This window comes from Runella sp. R5_40 (genome assembly GCF_057652295.1).
The window spans coordinates 417509-443900 of the sequence record NZ_JBYFCH010000001.1 but is presented as its reverse complement, the minus strand read 5'-3'; the positions used below and the strand labels follow the sequence as shown (position 1 = coordinate 443900).

26 protein-coding genes are annotated in these 26392 nt (G+C 45.7%); 12 read left to right on the top strand and 14 right to left on the bottom strand.

The genetic code is table 11. The annotated features are described in order from the left end of the window. Position 1 precedes the first annotated feature (1 nt). From AC23N5_RS01970 to frr, 6 genes are read left to right on the top strand one after another with little or no spacing between them, the layout of a single operon-like run. Positions 2-904, top strand: coding sequence for a DMT family transporter (locus AC23N5_RS01970; RefSeq protein WP_487754290.1), 903 nt, complete (start codon positions 2-4; stop codon positions 902-904). Positions 905-941: 37 nt separating this feature from the next. Further along, on the top strand, positions 942-1442 hold the full coding sequence (locus tag AC23N5_RS01965; RefSeq protein ID WP_487754289.1) for an acyl-CoA carboxylase biotin carboxyl carrier protein subunit: 501 nt from the start codon (positions 942-944) through the stop codon (positions 1440-1442). 16 nt (positions 1443-1458) lie between these two features. After that, positions 1459-2178: a UMP kinase gene (gene pyrH, locus AC23N5_RS01960; protein WP_028523940.1), complete on the top strand. Its 720-nt coding sequence runs from the start codon at positions 1459-1461 to the stop codon at positions 2176-2178. 9 nt (positions 2179-2187) lie between these two features. Further along, entirely contained in the window at positions 2188-3459 is a 1272-nt protein-coding gene (locus AC23N5_RS01955; protein WP_487754288.1) for an AAA family ATPase, read from the top strand. Further along, positions 3456-3956: a hypothetical protein gene (locus AC23N5_RS01950; RefSeq protein WP_487754287.1), complete on the top strand. Its 501-nt coding sequence runs from the start codon at positions 3456-3458 to the stop codon at positions 3954-3956. The genes AC23N5_RS01955 and AC23N5_RS01950 overlap by 4 nt, the downstream gene beginning before the upstream one ends. Before the next feature lie 11 nt (positions 3957-3967). Then, on the top strand, positions 3968-4528 hold the full coding sequence (gene frr / locus AC23N5_RS01945; RefSeq protein WP_122932497.1) for a ribosome recycling factor: 561 nt from the start codon (positions 3968-3970) through the stop codon (positions 4526-4528). A 55-nt stretch (positions 4529-4583) separates the two neighbouring features. On the opposite strand, the gene AC23N5_RS01940 is transcribed toward frr, so the two are convergent. From AC23N5_RS01940 to AC23N5_RS01930, 3 genes are all read right to left on the bottom strand, one after another. Continuing rightward, positions 4584-4880, bottom strand: a complete 297-nt coding sequence (locus AC23N5_RS01940) for a rhodanese-like domain-containing protein (RefSeq protein ID WP_183978342.1) — start codon at positions 4878-4880, stop codon at positions 4584-4586. A gap of 13 nt (positions 4881-4893) precedes the next feature. After that, positions 4894-6723: a T9SS type A sorting domain-containing protein gene (locus AC23N5_RS01935; RefSeq protein WP_487754286.1), complete on the bottom strand. Its 1830-nt coding sequence runs from the start codon at positions 6721-6723 to the stop codon at positions 4894-4896. 73 nt (positions 6724-6796) lie between these two features. Next, positions 6797-7591: a PASTA domain-containing protein gene (locus tag AC23N5_RS01930; protein WP_183978346.1), complete on the bottom strand. Its 795-nt coding sequence runs from the start codon at positions 7589-7591 to the stop codon at positions 6797-6799. A gap of 199 nt (positions 7592-7790) precedes the next feature. Between AC23N5_RS01930 and AC23N5_RS01925 the strand changes: the two genes are divergently transcribed. The 3 genes from AC23N5_RS01925 to AC23N5_RS01915 all read left to right on the top strand — a co-directional run bounded on the left by AC23N5_RS01925 (position 7791) and on the right by AC23N5_RS01915 (position 10565). After that, the gene (locus tag AC23N5_RS01925) at positions 7791-9038 is read left to right on the top strand and encodes an ABC transporter permease (protein WP_487754285.1); all 1248 of its coding nucleotides are present in this window, start codon (positions 7791-7793) and stop codon (positions 9036-9038) included. A 63-nt stretch (positions 9039-9101) separates the two neighbouring features. Next, the gene (locus AC23N5_RS01920; protein WP_122932492.1) at positions 9102-9548 is read left to right on the top strand and encodes a DMT family transporter; all 447 of its coding nucleotides are present in this window, start codon (positions 9102-9104) and stop codon (positions 9546-9548) included. Positions 9549-9557: 9 nt separating this feature from the next. Beyond that, positions 9558-10565, top strand: coding sequence for a DNA cytosine methyltransferase (locus AC23N5_RS01915; protein WP_487754284.1), 1008 nt, complete (start codon positions 9558-9560; stop codon positions 10563-10565). Here AC23N5_RS01915 and AC23N5_RS01910 read toward each other — a convergent pair. Further along, positions 10562-12091, bottom strand: coding sequence for a hypothetical protein (locus AC23N5_RS01910; protein WP_487754283.1), 1530 nt, complete (start codon positions 12089-12091; stop codon positions 10562-10564). The genes AC23N5_RS01915 and AC23N5_RS01910 overlap by 4 nt on opposite strands. A gap of 147 nt (positions 12092-12238) precedes the next feature. Here AC23N5_RS01910 and argS point away from each other — a divergent pair, with 147 nt between their 5' ends. Then, positions 12239-14017, top strand: a complete 1779-nt coding sequence (argS, locus tag AC23N5_RS01905; RefSeq protein ID WP_487754667.1) for an arginine--tRNA ligase — start codon at positions 12239-12241, stop codon at positions 14015-14017. A gap of 54 nt (positions 14018-14071) precedes the next feature. On the opposite strand, the gene AC23N5_RS01900 is transcribed toward argS, so the two are convergent. The 4 genes from AC23N5_RS01900 to AC23N5_RS01885 all read right to left on the bottom strand — a co-directional run bounded on the left by AC23N5_RS01900 (position 14072) and on the right by AC23N5_RS01885 (position 18459). Next, positions 14072-14683 carry a Uma2 family endonuclease gene (locus AC23N5_RS01900; RefSeq protein WP_487754282.1) on the bottom strand — a complete coding sequence of 204 codons (612 nt, stop codon included), beginning with the start codon at positions 14681-14683 and terminating at the stop codon, positions 14072-14074. Between the two features lie 145 nt (positions 14684-14828). Continuing rightward, positions 14829-15965, bottom strand: coding sequence for an aspartate aminotransferase family protein (locus AC23N5_RS01895; protein ID WP_487754666.1), 1137 nt, complete (start codon positions 15963-15965; stop codon positions 14829-14831). A gap of 174 nt (positions 15966-16139) precedes the next feature. Then, positions 16140-17891 (bottom strand): hypothetical protein, encoded by a 1752-nt coding sequence (locus AC23N5_RS01890; RefSeq protein WP_487754281.1) that lies wholly within the window; start codon positions 17889-17891, stop codon positions 16140-16142. Between the two features lie 49 nt (positions 17892-17940). Next, positions 17941-18459, bottom strand: coding sequence for a Riean_0653 family protein (locus AC23N5_RS01885; protein ID WP_183978355.1), 519 nt, complete (start codon positions 18457-18459; stop codon positions 17941-17943). 79 nt (positions 18460-18538) lie between these two features. Between AC23N5_RS01885 and AC23N5_RS01880 the strand changes: the two genes are divergently transcribed. Beyond that, positions 18539-18961 carry a hypothetical protein gene (locus tag AC23N5_RS01880; RefSeq protein ID WP_487754280.1) on the top strand — a complete coding sequence of 141 codons (423 nt, stop codon included), beginning with the start codon at positions 18539-18541 and terminating at the stop codon, positions 18959-18961. Between the two features lie 30 nt (positions 18962-18991). Here AC23N5_RS01880 and AC23N5_RS01875 read toward each other — a convergent pair whose 3' ends face one another. From AC23N5_RS01875 to AC23N5_RS01850, 6 genes are all read right to left on the bottom strand, one after another. Beyond that, on the bottom strand, positions 18992-20365 hold the full coding sequence (locus tag AC23N5_RS01875) for an alkaline phosphatase family protein (protein ID WP_487754279.1): 1374 nt from the start codon (positions 20363-20365) through the stop codon (positions 18992-18994). Between the two features lie 152 nt (positions 20366-20517). After that, positions 20518-21714, bottom strand: a complete 1197-nt coding sequence (eboE, locus tag AC23N5_RS01870; RefSeq protein WP_487754278.1) for a metabolite traffic protein EboE — start codon at positions 21712-21714, stop codon at positions 20518-20520. 15 nt (positions 21715-21729) lie between these two features. After that, entirely contained in the window at positions 21730-22896 is a 1167-nt protein-coding gene (locus AC23N5_RS01865) for a 3-dehydroquinate synthase (RefSeq protein WP_487754277.1), read from the bottom strand. 13 nt (positions 22897-22909) lie between these two features. After that, the gene (eboC, locus tag AC23N5_RS01860) at positions 22910-23785 is read right to left on the bottom strand and encodes a UbiA-like protein EboC (protein WP_487754276.1); all 876 of its coding nucleotides are present in this window, start codon (positions 23783-23785) and stop codon (positions 22910-22912) included. 1 nt (position 23786) lies between these two features. Further along, a complete protein-coding gene (locus tag AC23N5_RS01855) occupies positions 23787-24809 on the bottom strand; it encodes a TatD family hydrolase (RefSeq protein ID WP_122932482.1) in 1023 nt (340 codons plus the stop codon). Then, positions 24793-25671, bottom strand: coding sequence for an EboA domain-containing protein (locus AC23N5_RS01850; protein WP_487754275.1), 879 nt, complete (start codon positions 25669-25671; stop codon positions 24793-24795). Before AC23N5_RS01850 ends, AC23N5_RS01855 begins: the two co-directional genes overlap by 17 nt. A 229-nt stretch (positions 25672-25900) precedes the next feature. On the opposite strand from AC23N5_RS01850, the gene moaC reads away from it, so the two are divergent. After that, positions 25901-26371, top strand: a complete 471-nt coding sequence (moaC, locus tag AC23N5_RS01845; protein ID WP_183978365.1) for a cyclic pyranopterin monophosphate synthase MoaC — start codon at positions 25901-25903, stop codon at positions 26369-26371. The last annotated feature ends 21 nt before the right edge of the window (positions 26372-26392 follow it).

Below are 26392 nucleotides of genomic sequence, written 5' to 3'. Positions count from 1 at the left end.
CGTGGACGATTCTTCTAAAAATCCTTTGCAAGCGTGGATTTTACTGATTCTGGTAGCCCTCACTTGGGGGACGTCCTTCATTTTAATTAAAAAGAGCTTAGGAACGTTTAGTGTTACGGAAGTGGCAGCGGGGCGATTGTTTTTGGCTTCGCTTTTTTTTGTGCCCATTATGCTCAAAACCCGTAACCAAATTCCGCTCGACCGTTTCCCGTTTATATTGGTATCGGCATTGATGGGCTACGTGATTCCTGCGTTTTTGTTTGCCAAAGCAGGTACGCGCCTCAATAGCTCGTTGTCGGGGATGCTCAATTCGTTGAGCCCACTTTGTACGCTGGTATTGGGCGTCGTATTTTTTGCCCAACCGCGCCGCCCCATGCAAATTGCGGGTATCATTTTGGGGTTACTTGGGTCTTTGTTACTAATTCTGTCGAATCTGACGGGGGCCATTAACGTGGCTGACCCTTACGCGTTCCTGATTTTGAGTGCTACGCTGATGTATGGCGTCAATATCAATACCATTGCGTTTCGATTGAGCCACTTGCCAGCGCTGACCATGACGGCTTGGACGTTTGTTTTCATCGGCCCTATTTCATTGATTGCGCTGTTTACCACTGACTTTTTTACCAAAATAACAACTCCCCAAAACTTGCAGCCTTCGCTGTATTTGCTGGCGTTGGGTGTGGTAGGTTCAGGATTGGCGTCGGTGTTGTTTAATCGGGTAGTTCAGTTGGCTTCGGGACTGTTTGCATCGTCGGTGACGTACTTGATTCCGATTGTGGCAATTGGCTGGGGAATTATGGATGGCGAGCGAATTAGCTTTCAACAATACCTCGGAATGGGGGTCATTTTAACGGGTGTTTATTTAGTAAATCGCCGAGTGAAATCCTCGGAAGTAGAGTCGTAGGCACATTCATCTCACAATTTATAAACTACCTAGTACCATGTTAAAAGTAATCATCAACGAACAACAAGCTTTTGAAGTAGAAACAAAAAACGAAACTACGACGCTCAACGGGCAACCGTTTGCGTGGGATTTGGTAGCCTTGGACAATGGTCATTTTCACATTATCAAAGACGACCGCTCGTTTAGTGCCGAAGTTGTAGAAGCCAACTACGCCGATAAGAGTTTCAAAGTAAAGGTAAACGAAACCATTTATAACGTGGCTGCCAAAGACCGTTTTGACCTGTTGCTTGAACAAATGGGGATAAACAACAGCACCAAAAACAAAGTAAATAACCTCAAAGCGCCGATGCCAGGGCTGATTTGGGACGTCAAAGTACAAGTAGGTGATGTCGTAAAAGCGGGTGATGTGGTGTTGGTATTGGTGGCAATGAAAATGGAAAACGCCCTCAAGTCCTCAGGCGATGGCGTGGTAAAAAGCATTAAAGTCAACAAAGGCGATAGCGTTGACAAAAATCAAGTACTTATAGAGTTTGAATAAACCGATTACATTTATTATGCAACAACCTAAATACAAACGTATTCTCCTAAAACTCAGCGGTGAAGCCCTCAGCGGCCCCGATAAAAAACAAGTCATCGACTTTGACGTTCTACAGCAATTTGCCCAAGAAGTAAAAACAGTGGTTGATGCAGGCGTTCAAGTCGCGATTGTGATTGGAGGAGGAAATATTTTTCGCGGTGCCTCGGTCGAAAAATCGGGCATTGACCGCGTGCAAGGAGATTACATGGGGATGCTTGCAACCGTCATCAACAGCATGGCGATTCAGAGTTCGCTCGAAAAACATGGCATGTACACGCGTTTGATGTCGGCCATTAAAATGGAACAAGTGGCTGAGCCGATGATTCGCCGTCGGGCGGTACGCCACCTAGAAAAAGGTCGGGTAGTGATTTTTGGAGCAGGTACTGGAAACCCTTACTTTACAACCGACTCGGCAGGGGCGCTTCGCGCCATCGAAATCAATGCCGATGCGGTATTGAAAGGGACGCGGGTGGATGGTATTTACACGGCAGATCCTGAAAAAGATCCAACAGCGACGCGCTACGAAAAAATCACGTACGACCAAGCTTTGACAGAAAACCTGAAAATCATGGATTTGACGGCTTTTGCCCTTTGTAAGGAAAACAACTTGCCAATCATTGTTTTTGACATGAATAAGCCAGGCAACCTCTTGAGATTGGTCAATGGTGATTCGGTCGGGACGCTGGTGTCGAATTAATAGGGAATTATGCAACGTATCGAAGTCAGAAATTTTGGGCCACTGAAAAACATATCTTTGGATATCAAAGATTATATGCTTTTCATTGGCCCACAGGCTTCGGGGAAGAGTACACTGGCCAAGCTCGTGTGGTATTGGAAGGAGTTTGAGAATACGGTCGTTAACTTCTATCAAGATGCGCTTTTGAATGAACAGAGCACGAACGCTCATACATCTTTGCTTCAAGCGTACTGGCGACGATTGGAATACCCAGAAAGCTGGTGGTATCCTAATACATTCATTTATCTCATTTTTCAAGAAAAACTGAGCATTCAATTAGGGCGGGAAGGAGTTGTTTCTCAGTCGATTGAAATGACAAGTTTATTGGACGAGTTAGATACAGTTTATGCACATTTAAAAAATATTTTTAACGCATCAGAAAGTACTGATGAAAGACTAATTATTGCAAAAAATCTTAGATTTGAAATTCGGGTAGTTCTCAAAAAAAACGGTTTTGCTACTCATGGTCAAAATATTTTTGTGCCCGCAACCAGAGGAATTTACGCATTGTCAAGGGATTACAGGTTAGGAGCTAACCCTTATACCCAGTTGCGTTCCAACGACTTTTTACATACTTTTTTCCTGTTGATAAAAGAAATTACGGATAAGGTTTCTAAAAATGCGTCCGATTATTTGGGGCAGAATGAATATACAGAATTAGCGAAAAGTATTCTAAAAGGGGAAGTTAAGTTTGATAGCGTTTATTTTGATTTTGATAGAAATGAGAAGGGGTTAGTGCCTAAGATTAGTATAGGAGAAAGAACCATAGATTTGGAAAATGCTTCTTCTGGTCAGCAAGAGTCACTTTGGATAATTTTAATGGTAATTTATTTTTGGAGAAATAAGCAGTCTCTGTCCTTGATTATTGAAGAACCCGAAGCACATTTGTTCCCCGAAGCGCAAAGGGATTTAATTTATTTGATTTCGCTGTTGGCAAACCAAGAATCAAACCAAGTTCTTTTAACGACTCATAGTCCTTACATTCTAGCATCATTAAATAATTTACTAAAAGCGTACACTGTTGGGCAAATTGACCAAAACCGTGAAGCAGTTAGTAAAATTATTTCACCATTGTTGTGGGTAAACCCAGAAAGGGTGTTTGTAGGATACATGGAAAGTGGGAGTATTACCCCGATTCTAAATCGCGAACTTCAACAAATTGAGCATGATTCGTTAGATAATGTTTCCAATGATATTATGAGAAAGTTTGATGAATTGCTTGAAATTCAGTACAACCAATGAACGTAAACTGCAACCCATTTGCGGAGGAGGATGTACGGTGTGAAATTCAGACAGGTACCGTAAAAAATGTGGTTTTCAAAGATGATAGGGCGATTTCAGAATTCAGAGTCAGTAACCCGAATCACAAATTTATCGTAAAACTGCAAGTAGATGGTTGTTTGATAAATACATCTGCTAGAAAATGCGATTTTTTATTGCTGGTATGCAATAACCCTCAAAGAGGAGTCGCCTATTTTATTGAATTGAAAGGGGGAAATTTGGCAGATGCTATTGTGCAAATAGAGTCAACGATAGAGATATTATCTAACCAGTTGAAAGACTTTGATTTTAGATGCCGTATCGTGCAGACACGTACTCCGCCAACGCAAGTAATCAATCAAAAAAAAGAAGTTCTACTTCACTTTTTAAAAAAAGCTAAATTTGCAGCCAATGTACGTGATGTTAAAGTAACAGAGTTAGTACAAATTAAAAATACACCTTACACAGAAACGATATAATTAATCAACCAATGGAAGAAATCGAATTGTATCTCGACGATGCGAAAGATACGATGGACAGAGCCATCAAGCACTTGACGATCGAGTTGTCGAAAATTCGTGCGGGGAAAGCTTCCCCTAACATGCTAGACGGAATCCAAGTAGAATACTACGGAGTGATGTCGCCTATCCAAAACGTAGCTTCGATAACCACCCCCGACGCACGTACGATTGCGATAAAGCCTTTCGAGAAAAAGATAATTGGAGAAATTGAGAAAGCGATTCGTAATAGCTCGCTCGGGTTGTCGCCCAACAACGATGGTGAAAACATTCGTTTGAGTATTCCAATGCTCACCGAAGAACGTCGCCGTGATTTGATGAAGCGGGTAAAACAAGAAATCGAAACGGCAAAAGTGAACGTTCGTAATATTCGCCAAAGTACAAATAACGAACTCCGCAAACTAACCAAAGAAGGGGTTTCGGAAGACGAAGTAAAACGCGCCGAAGAACGCGTACAAAAACTAACGGATAGTTTTGTCGCTAAAATCGAAACGATTTACACCGCCAAAGAACAAGACGTAATGTCGGTATAAAACAAAAAAAGGGGAGCATTCCGCTCCCCTTTTTTTGTATGGCGCACGGCGAAGCCTAATCAAGTTCGTTGTAGGCAAGAATGCCACCAATGACGTTACGAACATTCGTAAAGCCTTGGCTTTGCATAAACCGTTGGGCGGTTTCGCTACGCTTGCCTGAGCGGCAATGTACCAATACCTCTTGTTCTTTGAGGTGGTCGATTTCGGAGAGGCGATGCGGAAGATCTCCCAATGGAATCAACACGCCTCCAATGTTATCGGCTTCGTATTCGTAATCTTCGCGGACATCAATGAGGTTGATTTCTTCGCCGCTTTCGATGCGTTGTTTTAGTTCTTCTACTGTAATATCCATCGTTGTTCTTAATTTATTTGCTCAACAAAATTTTCTTCACGACAGTTTTCTTTTCGTTGGAAAGCCGTAAAAAATAAATTCCATCTCCTAACGGCGTCAAGTCAATGCTGCGTTCGGCGGGCTGAACAGGCTGAGAACGCAATCGTGTACCGTTGAGTTGATATACTTCAATGTATTTTACATCTCCCGAATTCCAACTTACGCTGCCTCGGGTAGGGTTTGGATATACCTCCCATTCGGCCTCTTCGGTAGGTTCGACTGACGTCAGCGGGTCTGATGCCTTCACGGTTCCTAACACGGGGCGAAGCATCAAACTTCCTTGAAAATACGCCAAACTCGCGTCGTTTTTGAAACTCGTATAAGGTACCCACTCTTGTCCAGAATTGATAAATATTTGGTCTTCGTGAGCATTGTTGCGGTCGAGGCCAACGGGGATGCCATCTTGCCCAATTTGAAGCCAGCCAACGTAAAATGTATCACGAACAGCCACGCCATAATCGAACGGAAACTCAATAAACTCATTAAACTGGGCAGGATATGATACTTTATAGGCTTTTTGGTATAAAATACTTTTAGGACGGCCTCTTTCACTGCTCCACACTTGAATTGTGATGGATTGGCCCGAAACATCTTTTACAACGGGCACGATATTCATCCGAACTCCCGAAAGGTTATCAGGAGTATTGACCGTAAACCGAACCGCAGTACGCCCCAACGAACGGTTGAAATAAACCGCGCTTTCGGCACTGCCGTCGTCGTAGGCATAGAAGTCAGAAAGCTCCGTTATGCCCGAAATGCTATCATTTCGGCGTAGGTCAATGCCTGGAATGGACGAGTTTTGGTTGTCCGTTGTGAGTACTTTAAACTGCGTTTTCAAGACCACTCTTTTAAGGGTATCCGAAAAAGAGATAGGGGTGGGTTTAAAAATAACGGGTTTTTGAGACGAAGACGAAATGTTGTCAGGTAATTGGGTAAAATCTATGTGCAAGCGATTATTGGCAATATCTCGAACTGTATATGAAACTGTAATAGGGTTAAAACTATTAAAGAGGTTGTTGAGCTCGCTCTTTAGGGAGTCTGTGGTTTCGGCAACGGGGCGGGCCAAGTATTGTTTGATTGGCATGGCTGTATAGCGCTTCAAGAATGAATTGACTGGAAGGCGATAGGCAACATCTCTGGTAAATTGATCGGGTAGCCGACGGCTGCTGTTGAGATAAACATAATCCAAGTGCCACATATCAAATTGTCCCGACAAACGGCCATAGGAAATGAAGCGAAACTGGAAGTTGGGATGAAGATATTCAGGCTGAAGAGCCAATTTTGTGTAATTAAAGTTATTATCAGGCTTAAGCCCTTCTTTTTGCCAGACATTTTTCCATTCTCCTTGCTGATTTAAAAAATACAAACGGAGGAAATCGGTCGTATCAGGAAGTTCTCCCAAGCCGCGCATTTGCGCATAAAAACTTAAATAAGCTGAAGTATCTTTAACCGAAGATAAATCAATGGGTTGAGAAGTGAGCGTATCTCCGTTTCCTTGGGCGTAGGGACTAGCAAAGTTATAGGGACGGCCTGTGGCGTCTGCGCCATCGAAAGTAACGACATTGAGGGTAGGCTGGCCTATTGTTAATGTGTTGTTTACGTAAGTGCCGCCATTTTGCCACAAGTTAGGGTCGGGGCGGCCATTGGTTGACAATGAAAAATCGTCAAAAAAAGGCAATGTAAGCGCTTGGGTACGCGCTGCTTTTTGGGGGCTTTTAGAAACCGACGGCCCAACGGGGACAACGACCCACTGAGCAGCTACGGATTGGAGTATCCCAAAGAAAAACAGAAGAGACAGGGACATGTTCTTTGCCCTATCTCTCGTAATAAATGACTTGCCGCGATGGCTACCTTTCTGCACTGTGACGTTCTTACTTCTAAAGTTGTTCATTCTGTGGTTGCTGTTGCGTATCTGGCGACCCGACTACCCACAAGTCGATGATTTCACCGACGTGAATTTTGTTGCCTGCTCCCGCCTCAGGGTTTTGTCGTACGATAGTTCCTGGCGGCTGACTTGGGTCATCCACGTATTGAATAAGCGGTTTTCCTAAGTTGGAGCCTTTTAAGACAAAAAGGGCATCTTCGAGTGTTTTACCTACAACGTCAGGAACATCAAATTCAGTATTTCCGATGCCATCTCCTAAGTTAAGATCTATTTTAGACCCCTGCGGAATCAGTGTTCCTGGCAAAATAGGCTTGCCGTTGTACAATTGTTCTAGCACGGCATCGTGGGCAGGATCGGGTATGTAATTGATACGGCCTAACATTAACCCAAGACGTTTTAGCTCGGCGATGGCGCTGTTTTTGGTGCGATCCACTAGCTGCGACATTTTTACATTAGGCGCATTGAGGGTCGTTATATACAAATACAACTTTCGCCCTTCTTTTACCCGCATTCCTGCTTTGGGATGTTGTCGAATCACACTGAGCGGTTTCTGCCCAACGACAAACGTACAATCGGCCACTTCATACCGAAGATTACGGTCGTCGAGGTAGTCTTCAATTTGTTCCAAGGTCATGCCTTTGAGGTCAGGCACCGTGATACTTTGTCCGTGATTGGTTGTAAATGGTAAATACACGAAAAAGAACCCCAAAAATAATGCCACAACCAGAGCTACTACCAGAGCAATATGTACATAAAGGTCTGTGCGCGAATTGGTACTGATTTTCATACAATAGACTGTGCTAACTATGAGTTTCCTGCAAAGAAAATCTAAATTTCTGAATTGGTACTACATCCAACGCCACTTTTATCGTCACCAATTAAACTACGGGATTGCCACTTGTGTAAAATGTTTGCGAAAAAAGCGTCATAAATCGAATTTTGTTTTCAATACCGAAAATTCCGTAACAACTTAACTATTAGCGGCCATGAAGTTTTTTCGACAAACCTTTGAGAGTTTGCGTTTTGCTTGGCAAGCACTTCGCTCAAATATTCTTCGTACTACCCTTTCTTTGTTGGGAGTAACGGTAGGGATTTTTGCGATTGTGGGCGTATTTACCATTGTAGATTCGTTGGAAAAAAATATCCGTCAGAGCTTGGACGAAATCGGTACCGACGTACTTTATGTCCAAAAATGGCCTTGGGGTTTTGGGGGTGAATACCAGTGGTGGAAATATTTTCAATGGCCAGAGACTTCCTACAGCGATTATAAGTTCCTAGCCGAACGCATCGAAGGTGCCGAAGCTACCGTTGTGATGGACTTTAAAGGGGGATTGACGGCAAAAAATGGCAATAATAGCATGGATGCGCTCCTTCAAGGGGTGTCGTACGAATACAACAAAGTTTCGGAAGTAACCGTAGAAAAAGGCCGCTACTTTACCCCACAAGAAGTGGATGCAGGCCGCAGTGTAGCCATTATCGGGGCAGAAATCGCCGAAAACCTCTTCCCAAGCGACCCCGACCCGACGGGAAAAAGCTTTAAAATCAAGGGTTTAAAGTACATGATTGTGGGGATTCAGAAGAAAAAAGGAAAAAGCCTATTTGATATTGCGGGTAATCCCGACACCAAGGTGTTGTTGCCGTACTTAACTTTTGCTAAATCTTTTCAAAATCGGGTTGAAAACAGTGTCGATATTGTGGTGAAAGGAAAGCCTGAAGATGAAGGGCAAGTAGAGCTAGAAGCGGAGATTATAGGGTTGTTGCGTACCAAAAGAGGGCTTAAACCGACTCAAACTACCAACTTTTCCATCAACCGCCCCGAGGCAGCAACCAAAGCCGTGTCGGGGGTATTTGGTGTGATTACCATTGCTGGGTGGGTCATTGGTAGCTTTTCGATTTTGGTAGGTGGTTTTGGTATTGCCAACATCATGTTCGTATCGGTCAAAGAACGTACCAACCTCATCGGGATTCAGAAATCATTGGGAGCGAAAAACTATTTTATTTTATTCCAATTTTTGTTTGAAGCCATTTTTTTGAGCTTGATTGGTGGCTTGGTTGGCATTGGGCTGGTGTATTTGCTGTCTTTCATTTCGTTAGGAAGTTTGGATATTATTCTTTCGCCCCAAAATATCATTCTCGGGCTCAGTGTGTCGAGCATCATTGGGGTAGTGGCAGGCATCGTTCCTGCCCTTGGAGCTGCTCGCATGGACCCCGTAGAGGCCATCCGCTCAAAATAGCTGCGCTTTTTATTCCAACATATTTTTGGGAAGTTTGTACGTGAGATTCAACGACAGCTTCCCATGTATTACTTTTTTCTGCTTTTAGCTTTTTTGATTGGCGTGACCAACACCTTTCAGTCGGGAGTGAACTCTCAGCTTCGGTTGGCGACTCAAAATCCTATTCTTTCATCCATCATCTCGTTTGTGACGGGGCTGGTTGGCTTGTTGGTTTGCTATGCCTTGTTCAACAAAGCCCCCATGCCCTCGTGGGACACCCTGCGCAGTATTGCTTGGTGGAAGTGGCTGGGAGGGGCTTGCGGGGCGTTTTATGTACTCACGGTTATTTTTATTGTCAAAGACATTGGCCCTGCCAATTTGCTGTGCCTGATTATTGCGGGGCAACTGGTGGCAGGTGTGCTTATCGACCACTTCGGGTGGGTGGGTTTTGCGGTGCATCCCATCAATGCGTGGCGAGTACTGGGCATTGCGCTGATTATGGGCGGCGTGTGGCTGGTGCTCAAAAATTAAAACATTTTTATGCGATTGGATGCTTCCAAAACACCTTGGTTTACTTTTATCGACTTATTTGCGGGAATTGGTGGTTTTCGTATTGCCCTACAACGCTTGGGTGGACGCTGTGTATTTAGTAGTGAATGGGATGTCCAAGCCCAAAAAACGTACGAGGCTAATTTTGGCGAACGCCCTTATGGAGACATCACGCTCGAAGCGACCAAGGCGCATATCCCCGACGGCTTTGATGTGTTGTGTGCGGGGTTTCCGTGTCAGGCATTTTCGATTGCGGGGCGGCGAGGTGGTTTTGAAGATACGCGAGGAACCCTGTTTTTTGACGTAGCCGATGTCATTCAACGAAAACGACCCAAAGCGTTTTTTTTAGAAAATGTCAAAGGGCTACGAACGCACGACAAAGGAAAGACCCTAGCCACCATTCTTGCGACACTGCGCGACGACTTAGGTTATTTTGTGCCCGAACCTCGCGTGCTCAATGCGCGTGATTTTGGCATGCCACAGAATCGGGAACGTATTTTTATCGTGGGATTTCGTGGCGACTTGGGCGTGGATTCGTTTGAGTATCCCGCGCCTACCAACTCAGCAGCCGTGTTTGGAGACGTAAAAGAGCCACAGCCTGTTTCGGCAAAATATTATTTATCGACCCAGTACCTGCAAACGTTGATTAACCATAAAAAACGCCACGAGAGCAAAGGGAACGGTTTTGGTTACGAAATTATCTCAGACAAGGGTGTGGCCAATGCCATCGTAGTTGGGGGCATGGGACGTGAGCGAAACCTCGTATATGACCATCGGCTTACGGATTTTACGCCCCAAACGCGCATCAAAAGCGAAATAAATCGGGAGGGAATCCGCAAAATGACTCCGCGCGAGTGGGCACGTTTACAGGGTTTTCCTGAAGATTTTAAAATTGTGGTGGCCGATATTTCGGCTTATAAACAGTTTGGAAACTCGGTAGCCATCCCTGCCATTCAGGCAACGGCCGAAAAAGTGCTGGGAAAATTGAGGTTACGTTAATTCTCTTTCTTCGCTTCTTCTTTGGCGTCGGGGCGGGGAGCGTTGGGGTCGTATGAGAGTTTGTTGACATAAAAAACGTCGCGAGAACTGCTTGTCCACTTTTCGCCACCTACTTTTTGGTACCCGTACGCCACAAAAAAACGGTCGTACCAAGCCGCTAATACGCCCTGCTCACTGTCAACAATTTTTTCACCTTCAACGGCAGTTTTTAGTTCGTGGATTTCTTTTTCTCGTACTACGCGACTGCGCTCGATGACTTCCGTATGAATTTTTTCCTCTTTGGGATAGGCCAATACCAGCAACCCATCGCGTCGGGTGACTTGTACCATTGGCAAAAGCTCAATATTCTCGACGTTTTCGAGGGCAAAGCAGTTGTCCCACAGTAGTTTACCCGATTTGTCGAACCCACAAACGATGGCGTGGGTGTATCGAAAAGCATCGTATTCGCGGTGAATGTTTGACCGCCCACCACCGTAATACATATTTCCACTTTTATAAACAGGATAATAAACTTCGGCGACTAAGATAAACTCCTCTCCATTTTTAATGATGTCGTGTACCAGCATTCGGTAACGAAACTTGGGTTCTTTTCCTTCTTCTTTTTGTTTAGAAATTTTCTCGACCACGCGTTGTTTTCGCTTGGGTTTGAGGTAGTTGAAGAAGTTTTCTAGTTTAGAAAAATCAACCCACTGAAACCCTTCGGGTTCGGCATCTTTGATTTTAGAAAAATACAATCCTTGCGAATATTGTGTACAACCTTGGGCATAATTGCCAACAATAAGCGACGACGACTCGTCGAGTGGTAAGATTTTTCCCGTAATCAGTCCGTTATCGTTTTCAAAAGGCATGGCGGTGGTTTTGACGAGTTTGCCTTCGTACGAGTAGGTTTTGATGGAAAAATGGCAATCGCCGCGCTTGGTCGTGTAAAGCAACACATGGAGCTGATTTTGCTGTTCGTCAAGTTCGAGGTTGCTGATTTCGGTATTGGTGGTGTACAAAAACGGCAGTGCTTTCACACTTTTATCAAAAAATGAAAAAGCCATTACCATGGGGCGGCTGTTGTGATAACCGCCAATAAAAGCCACATTACCAAGTACTTTGAAGTGAACAATGTCGGCACGGGTGTGCAAATCTCCTTTGAAGGTTTCGGTTTCGCCATTTTGAAGGTCAAGACGCAGTACCATTACTTTGTCGGTATCGGTTTCTTGAAGCAGCCAATACAAAAAGTGCTGATTGTGGTATGACTTAATCGGGTGAAGCTGGTCTTCTAACGTAAATTCTGACATCCACCGCTGTTTGAGCAAATTATCGAAACGATAGAATGTCCATTTTTCTTTTTTAAAATATTCTTCTTTACGCTGGGTTACGAGCAGCCCATCTTCGTCCAAAGGAGTGACATCGAAGTATTCTTCGAGGCTTTGGTTTACTTTAAATTCTAAACGCACTGACTGTTCCAACTGCGCCGATGCAGGGAGTGTTAGCCAACTGATGACCAATAACAGGAGGGTAACTACCTTATTTTTCATTTCATGGCAAAGCTAAATGTGGAGAATGATACGAAAATAGAACCAATTTTTGGGAATACAAGTATTTGCTTGTCGAATTTGCCGTACTTTTGCGGCTTATTTAGCTGTCTCCGCTTACTAGGAGGAGCAACCAACGAACCACGTCTTATGCAAATCGAAGCCATTATCAAAACTTCTCTCCAAAGTGCATTAAAGGAGATTTATAATGTTGAAGAGTCAACAATCGCACTTCAACCTACCAAAAAAGATTTTGAAGGTTTTTATACATTCGTAACGTTCCCGTACACCAAAAGCCTCCGCAAACCTCCCGTTGAAATCGGGAATGCGCTCGGGGCATACGTGTTGGAGAAGTCGGGAGTAGTAAGCAGTTTCAACGTCGTACAAGGGTTTCTGAACCTTAGTATTGACGAATCAGCTTGGGTGGGCGCCCTTAATGCCTTGGCCCTTGACGAAAACTTTGGCTTTGCCGCTCCCAATGGACAGTCGGTGATGGTAGAGTTTTCTTCGCCCAATACCAACAAACCGCTGCACTTGGGACACTTACGGAATAACTTTTTGGGGGATTCCGTTGCCCGTATTTTGAAAGCCAACGGCTACGACGTTATCAAAACTTGCCTTGTCAACGACCGTGGGATTCACATTTGTAAGTCGATGCTGGCCTATGCCAAACTGGGTAACGGTGAAACACCCGAGTCGGCTGAAATGAAAGGTGACCACTTGATTGGAAAATACTACGTGTTGTTTGACAAAGAATACAAACAGCAAATCCAAACCCTTGTAGCGGAGGGAATGACCAAAGAAGAGGCCGAGAAAAAAGCACCGTGGATGCTCGAAGCCCAAGAACTGCTTCGCAAGTGGGAACAGGGCGACGAGGCCACCGTTACGCTTTGGAAAACCATGAACGAGTGGGTGTATGCGGGCTTTAACGATACGTACCAGAAAATTGGAGTGAGTTTTGACAAAACTTACTACGAGTCAAATACGTACTTGCTTGGGAAAGACGCCGTAGAAGAAGGGTTGGCCAAAGGGGTATTTTTCAAAAAGCCCGATAATTCGGTATGGATTGATTTGACCGAAGAAGGGCTAGACGAAAAACTAGTTTTGCGTGGCGATGGTACCTCGGTATACATTACCCAAGACTTGGGCACAACGGATTTGAAGTTTACCGATTTCTCTACCAATAAGTCGATTTGGGTCGTTGGAAACGAACAGGATTATCACTTCCAAGTGCTTTTTGCCATCCTCAAACGCCTTGGTCGTACTTACGCCGAAGGTTGTTATCACTTGAGTTATGGAATGGTGGATTTGCCATCAGGAAAAATGAAGTCGCGAGAAGGAACGGTGGTGGACGCCGACGAACTTGTGGCAGAAGTAACCGCCGCTGCTGCCGAAGAAGGTAACGCCAAAGGCAAAATCGACGATTTTACGGAGGCCGAAAAGCAAAAGCTCTTTTCGATGCTTGGGTTGGGGGCGTTGAAGTATTATTTGTTGAAAGTAGATCCGCAAAAACGGATGTTGTTCAACCCTGCCGAATCGGTGGAGTTACACGGACATACGGGACCGTTTATTCAATACACCCACGCCCGTACGCGTTCGGTGTTGCGAAAGGCGGTGCAGTTGGGCATTGACTGGAATAAACCTGCCTCGACGGTAGAATTGACGGCCTCTGAACAAGAAGTGATTTTTGCCCTTACGCAATTCCCTGACCGCGTGGCGGATGCGGGGCGCAACTATTCCCCTGCGTTGATTTCACAGTATGCGTACGAATTGGCGAAGGTATATAATACGTTTTACGCTGAAGTTTCGATTTTACAAGAGCCAAACGCGGCGGCACAACACGTGCGGTTGCTACTGACCCAAGCTATCGCTGATTCGGTTCGTAAAGCGATGGAACTCTTGGGGATTGAAGTACCCGATAGAATGTAGGAGAATGTCGAATGTCTCGCAAAACCGCAAGGCCGTATGTGCTTTGCGGTTTTTTTATGGGTTTGCGATTTCTAGCCCTCTATAAAGCCGTTTGAGAGACAGTGGGCATTGTTGAATGGCGTACAAAATAGCGGTGGCATCGTCGCCGTCATAGTCGCGGACAATCCAAGTGGCATCGGGTTGTTTGGTATAGACCGATACGTGTTTTCGGTCTTGATGTACCAATACGTATTCTTTGAAACTTGGAATGGTGCGGTAATACTCGTATTTGAGGGTTCGGTCGTACTCTTTGGTGGAATCGGACAGTACTTCTACGACGACGAGAGGATTGGTAATTGTATCTTTTCGATTTTGATAAAACTCTGGCTTTTCACAAATCACTACTGCATCGGGATACACAAATTTGTTGTACTGCTCAATTCGAATTTTAGTGTCGCTACCATTGACTAAGTAGAGCAAATTATTTTCCTCCAAAAAAAGATTGATAAAGGTGACTACTTTACCTGCTAAATTATCGTGATTGAAAGTTCCTCCTGCCATTTTTTTGATAATGCCGTCGTGGTATTCGTGTTTATAAATGGATTTGCCTTCTGCCCTGAAATATTCTTCAATAGACACCTTTTGAGGAGGCAGTAGTGCTTTTCGACGAGAGGTTTTCGTTAACATGGTCAGTTTCTTTAAAAAGTATCTTTGGTAAAGATAAATAAAAACCCTGAAAAAGATAGGTTACTTTTTCAGGGTTTTTCCAATTATAACGTCAGAAACGTTATACTATGAGCGTTCCGAATTGCATCTTGGGACTAGCTTTTAATTAGGCCAAAACGCGAACTTCTTTGCTCAACGCTTCTAAAAACAAATCAGCTTCTTCTTTTTTGAGTGCGAGCGACGGCAACAAACGAATGGTGTTTTTGCCTGCTACACCCGTGAATAATTTATAGTCGAACAACAGCTTGTTGCGGAGGTCTTCAATGGCGAAATCGTATTCGATTCCAATCATCAACCCACGTCCGCGAAGCTCTTTGTAGCCACCGATTTCGGCAATGCCTTTCATCAAATAATCCCCGATTTCTACGGCGTTGGCCATGAGGTTTTCTTCCTTCATGATGTCGAGTACAGCAATACCCGCCGCACACGCCAAGTGATTTCCGCCGAAGGTAGTTCCCAACATGCCGTATTTGGCTTGGAACTTGGGCGAAATCAAAACCCCCGCAATCGGGAAACCGTTGCCCATGCCTTTGGCTGTGGTGTATAGGTCGGCGTGAAGGTCGGTGTAGTGTTGGTTTGAGAAAAATTTCCCCGAACGACCATAACCGCACTGTACGCTGTCCAAAATAAAGGTAGCGTTGCTTTCGTCGCATTTCTGACGGATGGCCCGCAAAAACTCTTCTGATGCTACTTGGATACCACCCACGCCTTGGATGCCTTCAACGATGATGGCACACACGTCGGTCATGTCGTGCTGACGAACGGCTTCGGCGTCATTGAACGGCAAAAACGTGACGTGTTTGTTGTAGTTGACAGGTGCAACAATCGACGGGTTGTCGGTCATCGCAACTGCTCCTGCCGTACGGCCGTGGAACGACTTCGTAAAGGCGACTATTTTGCTACCGCCGTTGTAAAAAGAGGCCAACTTAATGGCATTTTCGTTGGCTTCGGCACCTGAGTTGCACAAAAAGAGCGTATAATCGGGATAGCCAGCGAGGTCGCCTAGTTTTTGGGCCAATTCATCCTGTAACGGTATCCTGACAGAGTTGGAGTAGAAGTTAATTCGTCGCAACTGTTCCGTCATTTTTTCGACGTAATGGGGGTGACAATGACCCACCGAAATCACGGCGTGACCGCCGTAAAGGTCGAGGTACTTCTCGCCTTTGCTGTCCCAGAGCCAAGAGCCTTGCGCTTGGACGGGTTCGATGTCGTAAATCGGATAAACGTTAAACAGGTTCATGATACTAAGTGGCAAGCCACCGTTAATTGTTATTAGTTAGTCGTATAACAAACACGTTATCAAACTAACTTGAAATAAAAAAACTCCGCAAAGATACCGAATCTGGCGGAGAATGTGGTGGAATAGATAAAATGTCTTTTAAGGGATAGTACGCTTGTTGGCAATAGCCCCAACAGGTTAGTGGTGGTTGATGCTCAGGTCTGTCCACTGTGCTTTTACTTCGGCATTCGCCCATTTCAGTGCTTCTTCCAACAACGTTAACGTTTGCTTGGCTTTCTCCCTTTGGCCTTGGCTGACCTGTGCTTTGTAAATCCCCGACAACGCCCATCCATTGCGCGGGAATTGGCTGAGGTCTTTGGCAAAAATAGCTTCAGCTTCCTGGTAGCGATTTGCTTTTTGTAAAACCAAACCCAAATGATGACGAACGGAGAAAAACCAATCGGGAGGTTCGTTATAGTTTAATTGGTCTTCCAAATGCACGGCTTCTTCAAGTAATTTGATACTAGCAGGAAACTGCCGTTCGTGAGCCAGAATTTCTGCTTTCAATACCCGACGTGCTATCTCTAAAATGGAGTGCATTGAATTAATAGACCAAATGGTTAGAGAGGCGATACTAGGGTCGTTTGTTAATTTATCAAGTTGTTGAAGTTCCAACTTAGCTTCGGCGATTTGTTGTTTGCCTACCAAAGCCATTCCACGGGCATAGTGGCGGATAGCAGTAGGGTATTTTAGCTGAACAGTATCGGCTTTGCACCTATTGAGGAGTTCGTCCCATTGCCCAAACTTAATCGCTACGTGATAGGGAATCGTATAATAATGCTGTAGTGTACTCCAGCTAGGGTTGGCCATCAATGTTTTCTGGGTATTTGCGGCTAATTGCTGTGCTGAGTTCATTGCCCATTGATAATTGCCTTCCAGCGTGGCAGTGGCTACTAAAAAGTGATAATTGTGCGGGAAATAGCTAAGTGGAAAAGCTCCCTGCGCATACTCGCCCATGAGATAAAGGCTATCTGCCTTGACTGCCTTCCAGTTGCTAAGGGAGCCTTCATGGTAGTGGCCTGTGCGAATGTAAATATGGGAAGGCATATGTACCAAATGACTGGCTTTGGGAGCTACTTTACTGAGTATTTCGGCACTCTTTAGACCACGTTCGGGCGTTTGAGAGGCTTCTACGGCATGAATGTAATAATGATTTAGCGCAATGTGGTTGGGGTTTTGTTGGAGCAGTTTTTCAAGTGTCGTAACGATGGCAGGAGTCCACGGTTTGGGGGTGCCATCACGTTCCCACAAATCCCAAGGGTGGAGATCCATAAGCGATTCGGCATAGAGGGCTGCAACATCTGCATCGTCTGGAAATTGTTTGTGAACTTGCTCCATCGCCTGCGAATAGGCTACATCATACGGTTTTCGGTCTTCAACGGGCTGGGCCGAGTAGCGTTTTGCAAGCGCATTGATTAATGCTTTTTCTTTGGCCGTACCATTACTCGACAGTTGACGAGCCTGCTGAATAGCTTTATAAGCGCGTTCATAATTATCGGCTTCCATGCCTGCGTTATAATTAGGCCCCAGCACATAGCTAAATCCCCAATAAGCCATAGCACAAGTAGAATCTAGCCGAATAGCTTCATAAAAGGAACGAGCAGCTTCGGCGTGGTTGAAGCCCGCTGCAAGCATTAGTCCTTGATTGAAGTAACGTTGCGCTTCTTGGCTGCGTGTAGTAATGGGGAAATTCAAGTCTCCCAAGCTATCAAAAAGCGCTGCCTTCTGCCCTGAGCTGTACCAAGCTTTGTCAATGGGCTGTGTACGACAGATGACCTGTGCGGTGGTGAGCGTACTAGTGGATTCTGAACGAGGCTGACAAGACATTACTCCTCCTATCAGCAATAATATCCACAACAAGTGTTGGTAGTCTTGGTGCTTGAGTATCATTGTCTTATGCGAGATATAAAACGCGTGTAAAGATAACTTATATTACCAATCACTCATACTTAACATCAAAGCGTCCTTCGGTAACTTTTACGGTTTCTTTAGAAACAACGAATTCGGCATCAAACGCAAATCTGCCTGAGACGATTCGGTTCACGGTGTCTAATCGAGAGATGACGACTTGTCCAGGATTGGATGATTTTGTCTTGAAAAGCTTGAAATTGTTGTCGTAATAAATCCCGAAAGGTTTGTCGTACAAATCTTCCAATAGATTAGTACCCACGACACCTTTGGGCAGCGTTAGCTGAACGCGGTCTTTGGTACTGGCATTGGTATGGATAAACAGATAAAAAGTAGTGGCGCTCAACCGCTTAAACTCTACCTCGATGGCCTTGGCGGCGGGGCCTTGGTCGTTCCGAATGCCGTCTGCAATCCATACTTTTCCATTGATTTTACAACCAAAAGTATTGAGCCCCTCGGTCGTAGGAGCGGGTAAGGCGTCTTCTTTGGGTTGGCAGCTATGGATGATTAGTAGCCCCAAGAGTAGTAGTGTTAGATGGAAATTCTTCATAAGAAATTGTGGAAATAGTAGTTATATTTATCAGATAGCTTTGTAAGTCTCGTTGGATCCTACGGCTAAGAATTAACCAATGAAAAAACGCATCTTCATTTATCTTCTTTTCTTCTTGTGCAGTAGCGCAAATGCCCAAGAAAAACTCTTTGGAGAAAGAGGGTACGAGGCTAGATATACTCCCACGGAAAAGGATAGTCTCGTCGTATATGTAAAAGATGCTCAGGATAATAGGCCAATGCCGAGTGCGTTTATTTGGTTAAATAAACATAAAGTTGGCGAGGCTATGGGAAGGTATGTGACGGATTCGTTGGGAATGGTAAAAATTAGCTTGGCGGAGAAACTAAGAGCAGTAATAATCAAAAGTTTGGGATACCATCACGCCAAAATTGACCGAGTTTTTAGGGGGAATAATAGAGGTAAATGGACGCTGACTGTTTACATGATACCTGTTCAGGCTAGTTTTCCCAATGAGGTTTTTTATCCGAGAAAGAAGAAATGATAGCTAATTTTTCTCGGATAAAAAAACAACTTATGCTTTCTCAAACAAATGCCCCCAAATCACGTCATACACATCCGTAGCTTGGAGTTCAGTTTGGGTGATGGGAGCGTCTGTAATACAAATGGGATAAAATTCGCGGGGTGCACTGATACCCCCGTGTGAACCTTTGATGAGCGTAGCATCCAGCGGAATAACATCCATTAAATAACGGAAACCGAGCAGCTTACGCGCTAATTTATAGCCCGCTCGAAGTTTGATAAACGGATTTTTGGGGTCCATAAACATCTCAACGGGGTCGTAGCCTGGTTTGCGGTGGATGTCAACCAAATGCGCGTAATCGGGCGCTTTGGCGTCGTCGAACCAATAGTAGTAGGTAAACCAACTGTCGGGCTTGGCTACCGCTACCAAGTCGCCCGCCCGCTCGTGGTCGATGTGGTGCGCTTTTTTACCTTCGTCGTCCAGTACAAGCTCAATTCCTTCGGTTTGTTCGAGGCGCTTTTTCACCTGCGCTTTTACGGCAGGGTCGTTGATATAAATGTGGGCAATTTGGTGGTCGGCAGCGGCAAATGCTTTCGAAGCTCCCGCGTCCAAAAGCTCGTACCAACGCTCCGTACGCACTGAAATCAACCCTTCCTCGCGCAAAATACGATTGATATGAACAGGACGGTGAACGGGATTAATGCCGTATTCGGAAAGTAAAATAATGCGGGTATTTTTGGCTTCGTAATGCCGTACCAAATCGGCCACGACTTGGTCTATTTCGTTGAGTTCTTTGCTGATTTTTGAAAAATCAGGGCCGAATTTTTGCAGACAATAATCCAAATGCGGTAAATAAATGAGCGTCAGCGTAGGGTCGTGTTTGCGGTCAACCCACAGCGAAGCATCCGCAATCCACTTCGTTGATTTGATATTGGCATTGGGACCCCAAAAATTAAACAACGGAAATTGTCCCAAATCTTGCTGAAGTTCGTCGCGCAACGACGCAGGGTAGGCGTAACAATCGGGTGCTTTCACCCCGTCGGCGTGGTATTGGGGGCGGGGCGTGACCGAAAAGTCGGCGGTGGAGTACATGTTGTACCACCAAAACATCTTAGAACAGGTAAATGACGGGTCTTGACGTTTGGCGGCATCCCAGATTTTTTCGGCTTTCACCAACTTGTTGGATTGCTTCCAAAACTTCATTTCGGCATCCTCGCGGTCGTACCAGCCGTTGGCCACAATCCCGTGTTCCGATGGCCATTTACCTGTTACATAACAACTCTGTGAAGTGGTCGTTACGGCAGGCAGCACGGGCTTAATCGGCGTTGTGTGGCGTGATTTAACGTACTCACTCAAAAAAGGAGTATGCTCTCCAATCAAATTGGCACTTAGGCCAACAATATCTATGACAACGGTTTTGTTCATTATTTTAAAAGTGTCGAATTTAGAATGCAGAATGTCGAATAAGCGTGTTGAGGGTTGCTTACAACCCACTTATCCTAAGTAGTGAATGTCGAAGTCAGAATGTCAAATAAAAAACCTTCTGATTCGACATTCTGCACTTTGCACTCGACATTTCAAACAAGTTGTTCTTGTACCCATTGCATTTCTCGGACGATAGACTCGCCGATGGGTTTTTGCATATCGGTAGGCAACACGCCCCACGTATAAGTTTCGACTTCAAGGTGTTGGGTAAATGGCGTAGCCTTATGTACATTGAGCGTCTTCACAATTTCAGCCTGTGTTGAGTCAAGTAAGCCGTACGAATCAATAAACAGCGGCACGTGGAAATGAATCCGCCATTCGTTGTGGGTACTTGCGTCGGCTTGGAGGGCTTCGGCCAAATCAGGGAATTTCTGGAACGTTCCTTCTTCGGTTTTGGCTACGACTTGGTGCAAATACACGGGTTCGTCGAAGCTTCGAATGGCGTCTAATTTTTCGGCGCGTTGATCGCTCAATGTCATTTTTACGGCCGAACTAATCTGAATTTTTCCGACTCGGATTCCTACCTCTTTGAGCTGGTCAACAATGATTTGTGGCTCTTCATAACTGACCGCAAAGTGGCAAACATCGTAGCAAAGTTGGACGTGCGTTAACAAGGTTTCTTGGGCAGCTTCGGGCGCAAGACCGTATTTTTCGACCAAAAATGCGGTGCCTTTTGGTAAAAAATACTCACTGTACCACTCGATAAACTCCTGTCCATTTTCCAAAATCCCGTCGGGCTCAGGCTCAATGTCAAGGTGCATCAGTTTGCCTGTCGATTTCCGCAATTCCATCAGCGTTTCGACCACCTGCAAAATGTTTTCGGTCGCCGTTTTGATGGCTTGTTGTTTATCTTCTTCGGTTTCCCACCAATAGCGGTACGAAAGCGGAGAGGTTGAAATTCCGCCTTCCATTCCTTCGGGGAGCAACTGGGCCAAAATCCCAAACAAACGCTGCGTATAAGCCGTGCGGTCGTCGGTGGTCCAGTCGGGCGTGTGTACATCGTCTTTCACGCGGGTCGCATGAAACCCGCCGTACGGGAAGCCGTTCATGGTAAAAACGTAGATATTATTGGCGCTCAACCATGCCTTAAATTCAGCCAATTTTTCGGGCTCAGCCAACTCGACAGACGCGTCGTTGGCAAGGCGAAGTCCCAACGCAAAAGGAGCATTGGGTGAAAGCTGCGATTGGATGTACGGCAGGTTGTCGCGCAGGGTTTTAAAATGATCCTCCCATCGTTCGCCAGGGTGAATATTGCTACAATAAGTGAGGTGTCCGTAGGGAGTTTTCATGGGTATAAACGTTTTTTAACCGACCATCAAATTTGCATAATGCCCTTCCAAATAATCCACTGACTCAGCAATGAGGTCGGCGTCCATTTCGTGGACTTCAACGCCCTTTCCGATGCGGTCGAGGAGCATGATGGTCAGGCGGCCGCCCAAGTGTTCTCTAAATTCTTGTAGGCCGTTGCGAAGGTTGATTTTATCGTTTTCGGCGAGTTTGGGGTGGTAAAGGTCAAAACCTAATTTTTGGATAACCGTTAGAATACGCTGCAATTCGGCGTCGGTGAGCTTCCCTACTTTGACCGAATACACGCAGTCGAGGGCAATGCCAATGGCGACCGCTTCGCCGTGGCGCACTTGAAAATCAGTGAGGTATTCGAGTTTGTGAGCCGCCCAGTGGCCAAAATCCAACGGTCGCGAAGAGCCAAACTCAAAGGGGTCGCCGCTGCGAATGTGTTCAACGTGCATTTCGGCGCAACGATGAATCAAGTAAGCCATCACCTCTTCGTTGCGCTGGGCAAGGGCTTCGGCGTTGACTTCAATCCACTCAAAAAATGATTGGTCTTTGATGAGCGCAACTTTGATGGCTTCCGCAATGCCCCCCCGCCAGTCGCGGTCGTCGAGGGTTTGAAGAAATGTCAAGTCGTTAAATACCGCTACGGGCGGAGCAAACGTCCCCAAGAAGTTTTTCTTTCCACGGTAGTTGATGCCATTTTTTACCCCTACGCCCGAATCATTTTGAGACAATACCGTCGTCGGAATCCGAATGTGTTTCACGCCACGGTGCGATACAGCAGCGGCGTATCCGACCAAATCTAAAATGGCTCCTCCACCGATGCCAATGACAAACGAATGGCGGTCGATGCCATAATTATCAATGGATTCTACGAGTTCGTCGAACAAGCTAGGGTCGTTTTTTGCCGCTTCTCCGCCAGGTAACACAACGAGCTGCGGCACAAGTTTCACCAGGTCTTCAAGGGATGAAAAATAATGGTTAATCTCTTCTTGAAGTTGTGGATGATGGGCTAGAAAACCTCCATCAATGGCTATCAATACTTTACGTTGAAAGCCAGCTTGGCCAAACGAGCCAAAGAACGAACGCAACGTATCGTTGGCAACGTCGAATAGCTGTTTGGTAAAAAAAATAGAATAGGTATAAGGTACCTGAAACGTTTGTTGTAAGATTTGCATAAGTTTAAACTCGCTAAGTCACCGCAAAAATACGGGCCAATCGTATGGATAACGGAAGTAGTAGCAGAACACCAAGGGCTAGAGGCCAGTTCCCAAATACTACGCACCAAGACGCATCCATTACAATAAGCGATAAAACGCCAGATTTTACCGCTTTACCGATGTTTGGACCAATAGGATTTTGTATGGCTGTCCACAACGGACGCCCTACCAACCACGCATGAAGAGCAATGAGAAGGAATGCCAATGGCGCATTTCCTTGTTGGAGTGCCACCAGAAATTGCACCGCATGGACAGTAGTATATAAGGAGGCGGCGATGTACAACGAGCGCCGTTTTCCTCCGTGAACTTCGTCCTGACTAATGAGTGTAATGGCTCCGATGTAGGCAATAGGCACCAACGCCACCCAGCCCCATTCCGACAAAGAAGGCTCAACGGCACTCATACCGAGGAGCAAATTTCCTCCCCGACAAAGCCCCATGGTGAGCGGCCCCCAAAAGGCACTATGTTTGGCAAAACGGTCGTAAACGACGGCCAAAATAGCCACTGTAAAGGCAATTTCGGCGCTTAAAATGCTAAACTGCGCAGCGGCCAACACGCCTAAAAGTAGTAAACTAACCCCCAAAATGGCAGCAGCTTGTACTGATACTTTACCGCTTGGGATGGGTCGTTCGGGGCGCTCGATGGCGTCGAGTTGGGCGTCAAAGACATCGTTCATCACCACGCCGCCGCCATACAAACCGATCGTGGCTGGAATGAGCCAATAGGCGCTGTTGGGAGCAGGTTCAAAAACGAACTGGGCAATGGTCATCCCTGCCAAAATATCGGCGATTGCTGTCACAATGTTGGCAGGACGAGCGAGTTGAAAATAGGGTTTGAGGCTACTCACGTTACTTGATGATAAGCGTATTTGTTTTTTTTGCGCCAGGTTCTTGGCCGCCGCGCAAAATGGTATTGCCATTAAATTTCTGGCTTTGGTCAATGGTCAGGCCATTTTCAAAATCACTGACGTCGATTTGACCACTTTTGGCAAAGGCGTCGATGGCATTTTGGTACGTAACCAACCGAATAGCTTCGTCCGAAATGCCGTTGAGTTTCATCAAAACGGCCGTTTTTGGAATCGCTAACGGGTCAGAAATCCCCCAATCGGCGGCGGAGTTGACCATGATGCGTTCGGGGCCGTATTGCTCCACGATTTTTACCATGCGTTCGTTGCTCATTTTGGTGAAAGGGTAAATCGTAAACGCCGCCCAAAAACCTTGGTCGAGTACACTTTTTACCGTCTCTTCGTTGTTGTGGTCCACAATCACCCACGACGGGTCGATGCCGTGCTCCAATGCGATGGCCATGCTGCGCTCGGTGCCGCGCTTTTTGTCGCGGTGCGGGGTGTGAATTTGCACGGGCAACTTGGCTTTTTTTGCCAGTTCCAACTGTAAACGGTAGTATTTTTCCTCGGCAGCGGTTTGGTCGTCAAACCCAATTTCTCCCACGCCTACTACCCCTTCTTTGTACAGGTATAGCGGCAATATTTCCATCACCTGCTCGGCCAAAGGCTCGTTGTTGGCTTCGCGGGAGTTGAGGCCAATCGTGCAGTAATGTTTAATGCCAAACTGAGACGAACGAAAGCGCTCCCAACCTACAAGGCTACTAAAGTAATCTTTGAACGTTGAAAGACCTGTTCGGGGTTGCCCTACCCAAAACGCGGGCTCAATCAGCGCCACGATGCCTGCGTCGCGCATGGCCTCGTAGTCGTCGGTGGTGCGGGATACCATGTGGATGTGCGGGTCAAAAAAGCGCATTCCCCGAATCAGGTCGCGGTGCGATTCCCAACTCAAGTCAGTGTGGGCGACTACCTCCTCTGACTCTTCAAAATGAGAAGGATTTTGTTCAAGTTCTTTATGGTTTTGACACATAGGTATTCAGGTCAGAAAATTCAAGATTTGTCCACGTAATGTGGTGATTGTTAACAACTTTTTCTAAATGTGGATAACTCGCCAATAATTGTAAAGCAGGCTCGTAATTGGAATGATAACAAGCCAAGGCTGCTGCTTGTTGGTCGTATTCAACGTCTGACTGAAACAAATGTTTCATATCTTCCAACAACGTTTCGTTCAAAAACTTGGAAGTCAGTCGCCATACTTGAGGCGCTACCCACCGTCCTGCGGCCCAGCGTTCGTGTGCGAAATCAGAAAGCGTGAGTACGAGTTTTTCGTTGCTACGCTCTTCCAACCCATAAATCAGGTGGAGCGGTTTGTCGTTAAAAATTCCCTTCAAAACCAATTGATTCCACGCCAATTCGGAAAAATGATGGTACGGATAGGGGTTCCCCAAAGCAATGGCTTCATAAACCACGCCCATGTTGGAACGAACGGCATCGGTCGCCCTAAACAGCCATTGGTCGGGGTAGGCCAGAAGAGGCAACGCCGAATAAAGCGCCACCAACTCGTTCATTTCGGCCGTATCAAAGAGGGTTTCGATGTGGCGGCAATACGCTTCTTGGTTGGAAGCATCCAAGCAACTCAACAACCACACGCGGCTGAGGCGTACAAAACTCCAGCCTTCTACCGAGAAACCTTCAATGAGGTTGTCAAGCTCAGCGGCTTGTTCGGGACTGGGTTGAACGAATCGTTTGGACAAAAACCGCGGGGCGGCCACAAAAGCGGTCATCAATTCGAGCGGGTGAGCGACGCCCTGTTTTTCGAGCCATTCCGACTCGGCAGTGGTGAGGTGGGTGGTCAAAATCTCCCACAACAAGCTCTTTATTGGTTCATACATAGCATTCAGTCGTTCTTTGTTCAAAGACCCATGACAAAGGTACAATGGTAGTCAATGAGCGCAGACAATACAATGATAAAAATTAGGAAATCGACGTGTTTAGACTTTCTTAGATAACCACATAGGGAACATAGAAGTTTTCACAATAGGAATCATAAAAAACTAAGTGGTTTATGTGGTTAAAAAGAGAATCAAACCCTGTTACTTTGCATATAAAAACAAGAAGGGAATGTCTCTTACTCATTTGAATGCCGACGGAAATCCCAGCATGGTTGATGTGTCGGAAAAAGCAGTCACGAAACGCGTCGCCAAAGCGCGGACTATTGTGGTATTGGGCGATGAAATCATGGATTTGCTCCAAAACGACGAAATTAATACCAAAAAAGGCCCCGTTTTTCAGACCGCGATTATTGCAGGAGTGATGGCGGCCAAGCGCACGGGCGAGCTAATTCCGCTTTGCCATCCGTTGGGGCTCGAAAACTGTCAAGTAGAAATATCGGTCAACGAAGCCCGCGAGGTCGTGATTGAATGTACCGCCAGCGTGACGGGGAAAACTGGCATTGAAATGGAAGCGTTGACTGGAGCAAGCGTAGCTGCGCTGACTATTTATGACATGTGTAAAGCCATGAGCCAGCACATTATCATCAAAGAAACCCGCCTTATTGCCAAAACAGGAGGCAAAAGAGATTTTATTTTGTAGCGAAAAAAAAGTATTTTTGGT

Excerpts from the sequence above, each read along its gene's own strand:
- AC23N5_RS01965 (WP_487754289.1), top strand. The coding sequence starts at position 942 with ATGTTAAAAGTAATCATCAACGAACAACAAGCTTTTGAAGTAGAAACA.
- pyrH (WP_028523940.1), top strand. The coding sequence starts at position 1,459 with ATGCAACAACCTAAATACAAACGTATTCTCCTAAAACTCAGCGGTGAA.
- AC23N5_RS01955 (WP_487754288.1), top strand. The coding sequence starts at position 2,188 with ATGCAACGTATCGAAGTCAGAAATTTTGGGCCACTGAAAAACATATCT.
- AC23N5_RS01950 (WP_487754287.1), top strand. The coding sequence starts at position 3,456 with ATGAACGTAAACTGCAACCCATTTGCGGAGGAGGATGTACGGTGTGAA.
- frr (WP_122932497.1), top strand. The coding sequence starts at position 3,968 with ATGGAAGAAATCGAATTGTATCTCGACGATGCGAAAGATACGATGGAC.
- AC23N5_RS01940 (WP_183978342.1), bottom strand. The coding sequence starts at position 4,880 with ATGGATATTACAGTAGAAGAACTAAAACAACGCATCGAAAGCGGCGAA.
- AC23N5_RS01935 (WP_487754286.1), bottom strand. The coding sequence starts at position 6,723 with ATGTCCCTGTCTCTTCTGTTTTTCTTTGGGATACTCCAATCCGTAGCT.
- AC23N5_RS01930 (WP_183978346.1), bottom strand. The coding sequence starts at position 7,591 with ATGAAAATCAGTACCAATTCGCGCACAGACCTTTATGTACATATTGCT.
- AC23N5_RS01925 (WP_487754285.1), top strand. The coding sequence starts at position 7,791 with ATGAAGTTTTTTCGACAAACCTTTGAGAGTTTGCGTTTTGCTTGGCAA.
- AC23N5_RS01920 (WP_122932492.1), top strand. The coding sequence starts at position 9,102 with ATGTATTACTTTTTTCTGCTTTTAGCTTTTTTGATTGGCGTGACCAAC.
- AC23N5_RS01915 (WP_487754284.1), top strand. The coding sequence starts at position 9,558 with ATGCGATTGGATGCTTCCAAAACACCTTGGTTTACTTTTATCGACTTA.
- AC23N5_RS01910 (WP_487754283.1), bottom strand. The coding sequence starts at position 12,091 with ATGAAAAATAAGGTAGTTACCCTCCTGTTATTGGTCATCAGTTGGCTA.
- argS (WP_487754667.1), top strand. The coding sequence starts at position 12,239 with ATGCAAATCGAAGCCATTATCAAAACTTCTCTCCAAAGTGCATTAAAG.
- AC23N5_RS01900 (WP_487754282.1), bottom strand. The coding sequence starts at position 14,683 with ATGTTAACGAAAACCTCTCGTCGAAAAGCACTACTGCCTCCTCAAAAG.
- AC23N5_RS01890 (WP_487754281.1), bottom strand. The coding sequence starts at position 17,891 with ATGATACTCAAGCACCAAGACTACCAACACTTGTTGTGGATATTATTG.
- AC23N5_RS01885 (WP_183978355.1), bottom strand. The coding sequence starts at position 18,459 with ATGAAGAATTTCCATCTAACACTACTACTCTTGGGGCTACTAATCATC.
- AC23N5_RS01880 (WP_487754280.1), top strand. The coding sequence starts at position 18,539 with ATGAAAAAACGCATCTTCATTTATCTTCTTTTCTTCTTGTGCAGTAGC.
- AC23N5_RS01875 (WP_487754279.1), bottom strand. The coding sequence starts at position 20,365 with ATGAACAAAACCGTTGTCATAGATATTGTTGGCCTAAGTGCCAATTTG.
- eboE (WP_487754278.1), bottom strand. The coding sequence starts at position 21,714 with ATGAAAACTCCCTACGGACACCTCACTTATTGTAGCAATATTCACCCT.
- AC23N5_RS01865 (WP_487754277.1), bottom strand. The coding sequence starts at position 22,896 with ATGCAAATCTTACAACAAACGTTTCAGGTACCTTATACCTATTCTATT.
- AC23N5_RS01855 (WP_122932482.1), bottom strand. The coding sequence starts at position 24,809 with ATGTGTCAAAACCATAAAGAACTTGAACAAAATCCTTCTCATTTTGAA.
- AC23N5_RS01850 (WP_487754275.1), bottom strand. The coding sequence starts at position 25,671 with ATGTATGAACCAATAAAGAGCTTGTTGTGGGAGATTTTGACCACCCAC.
- moaC (WP_183978365.1), top strand. The coding sequence starts at position 25,901 with ATGTCTCTTACTCATTTGAATGCCGACGGAAATCCCAGCATGGTTGAT.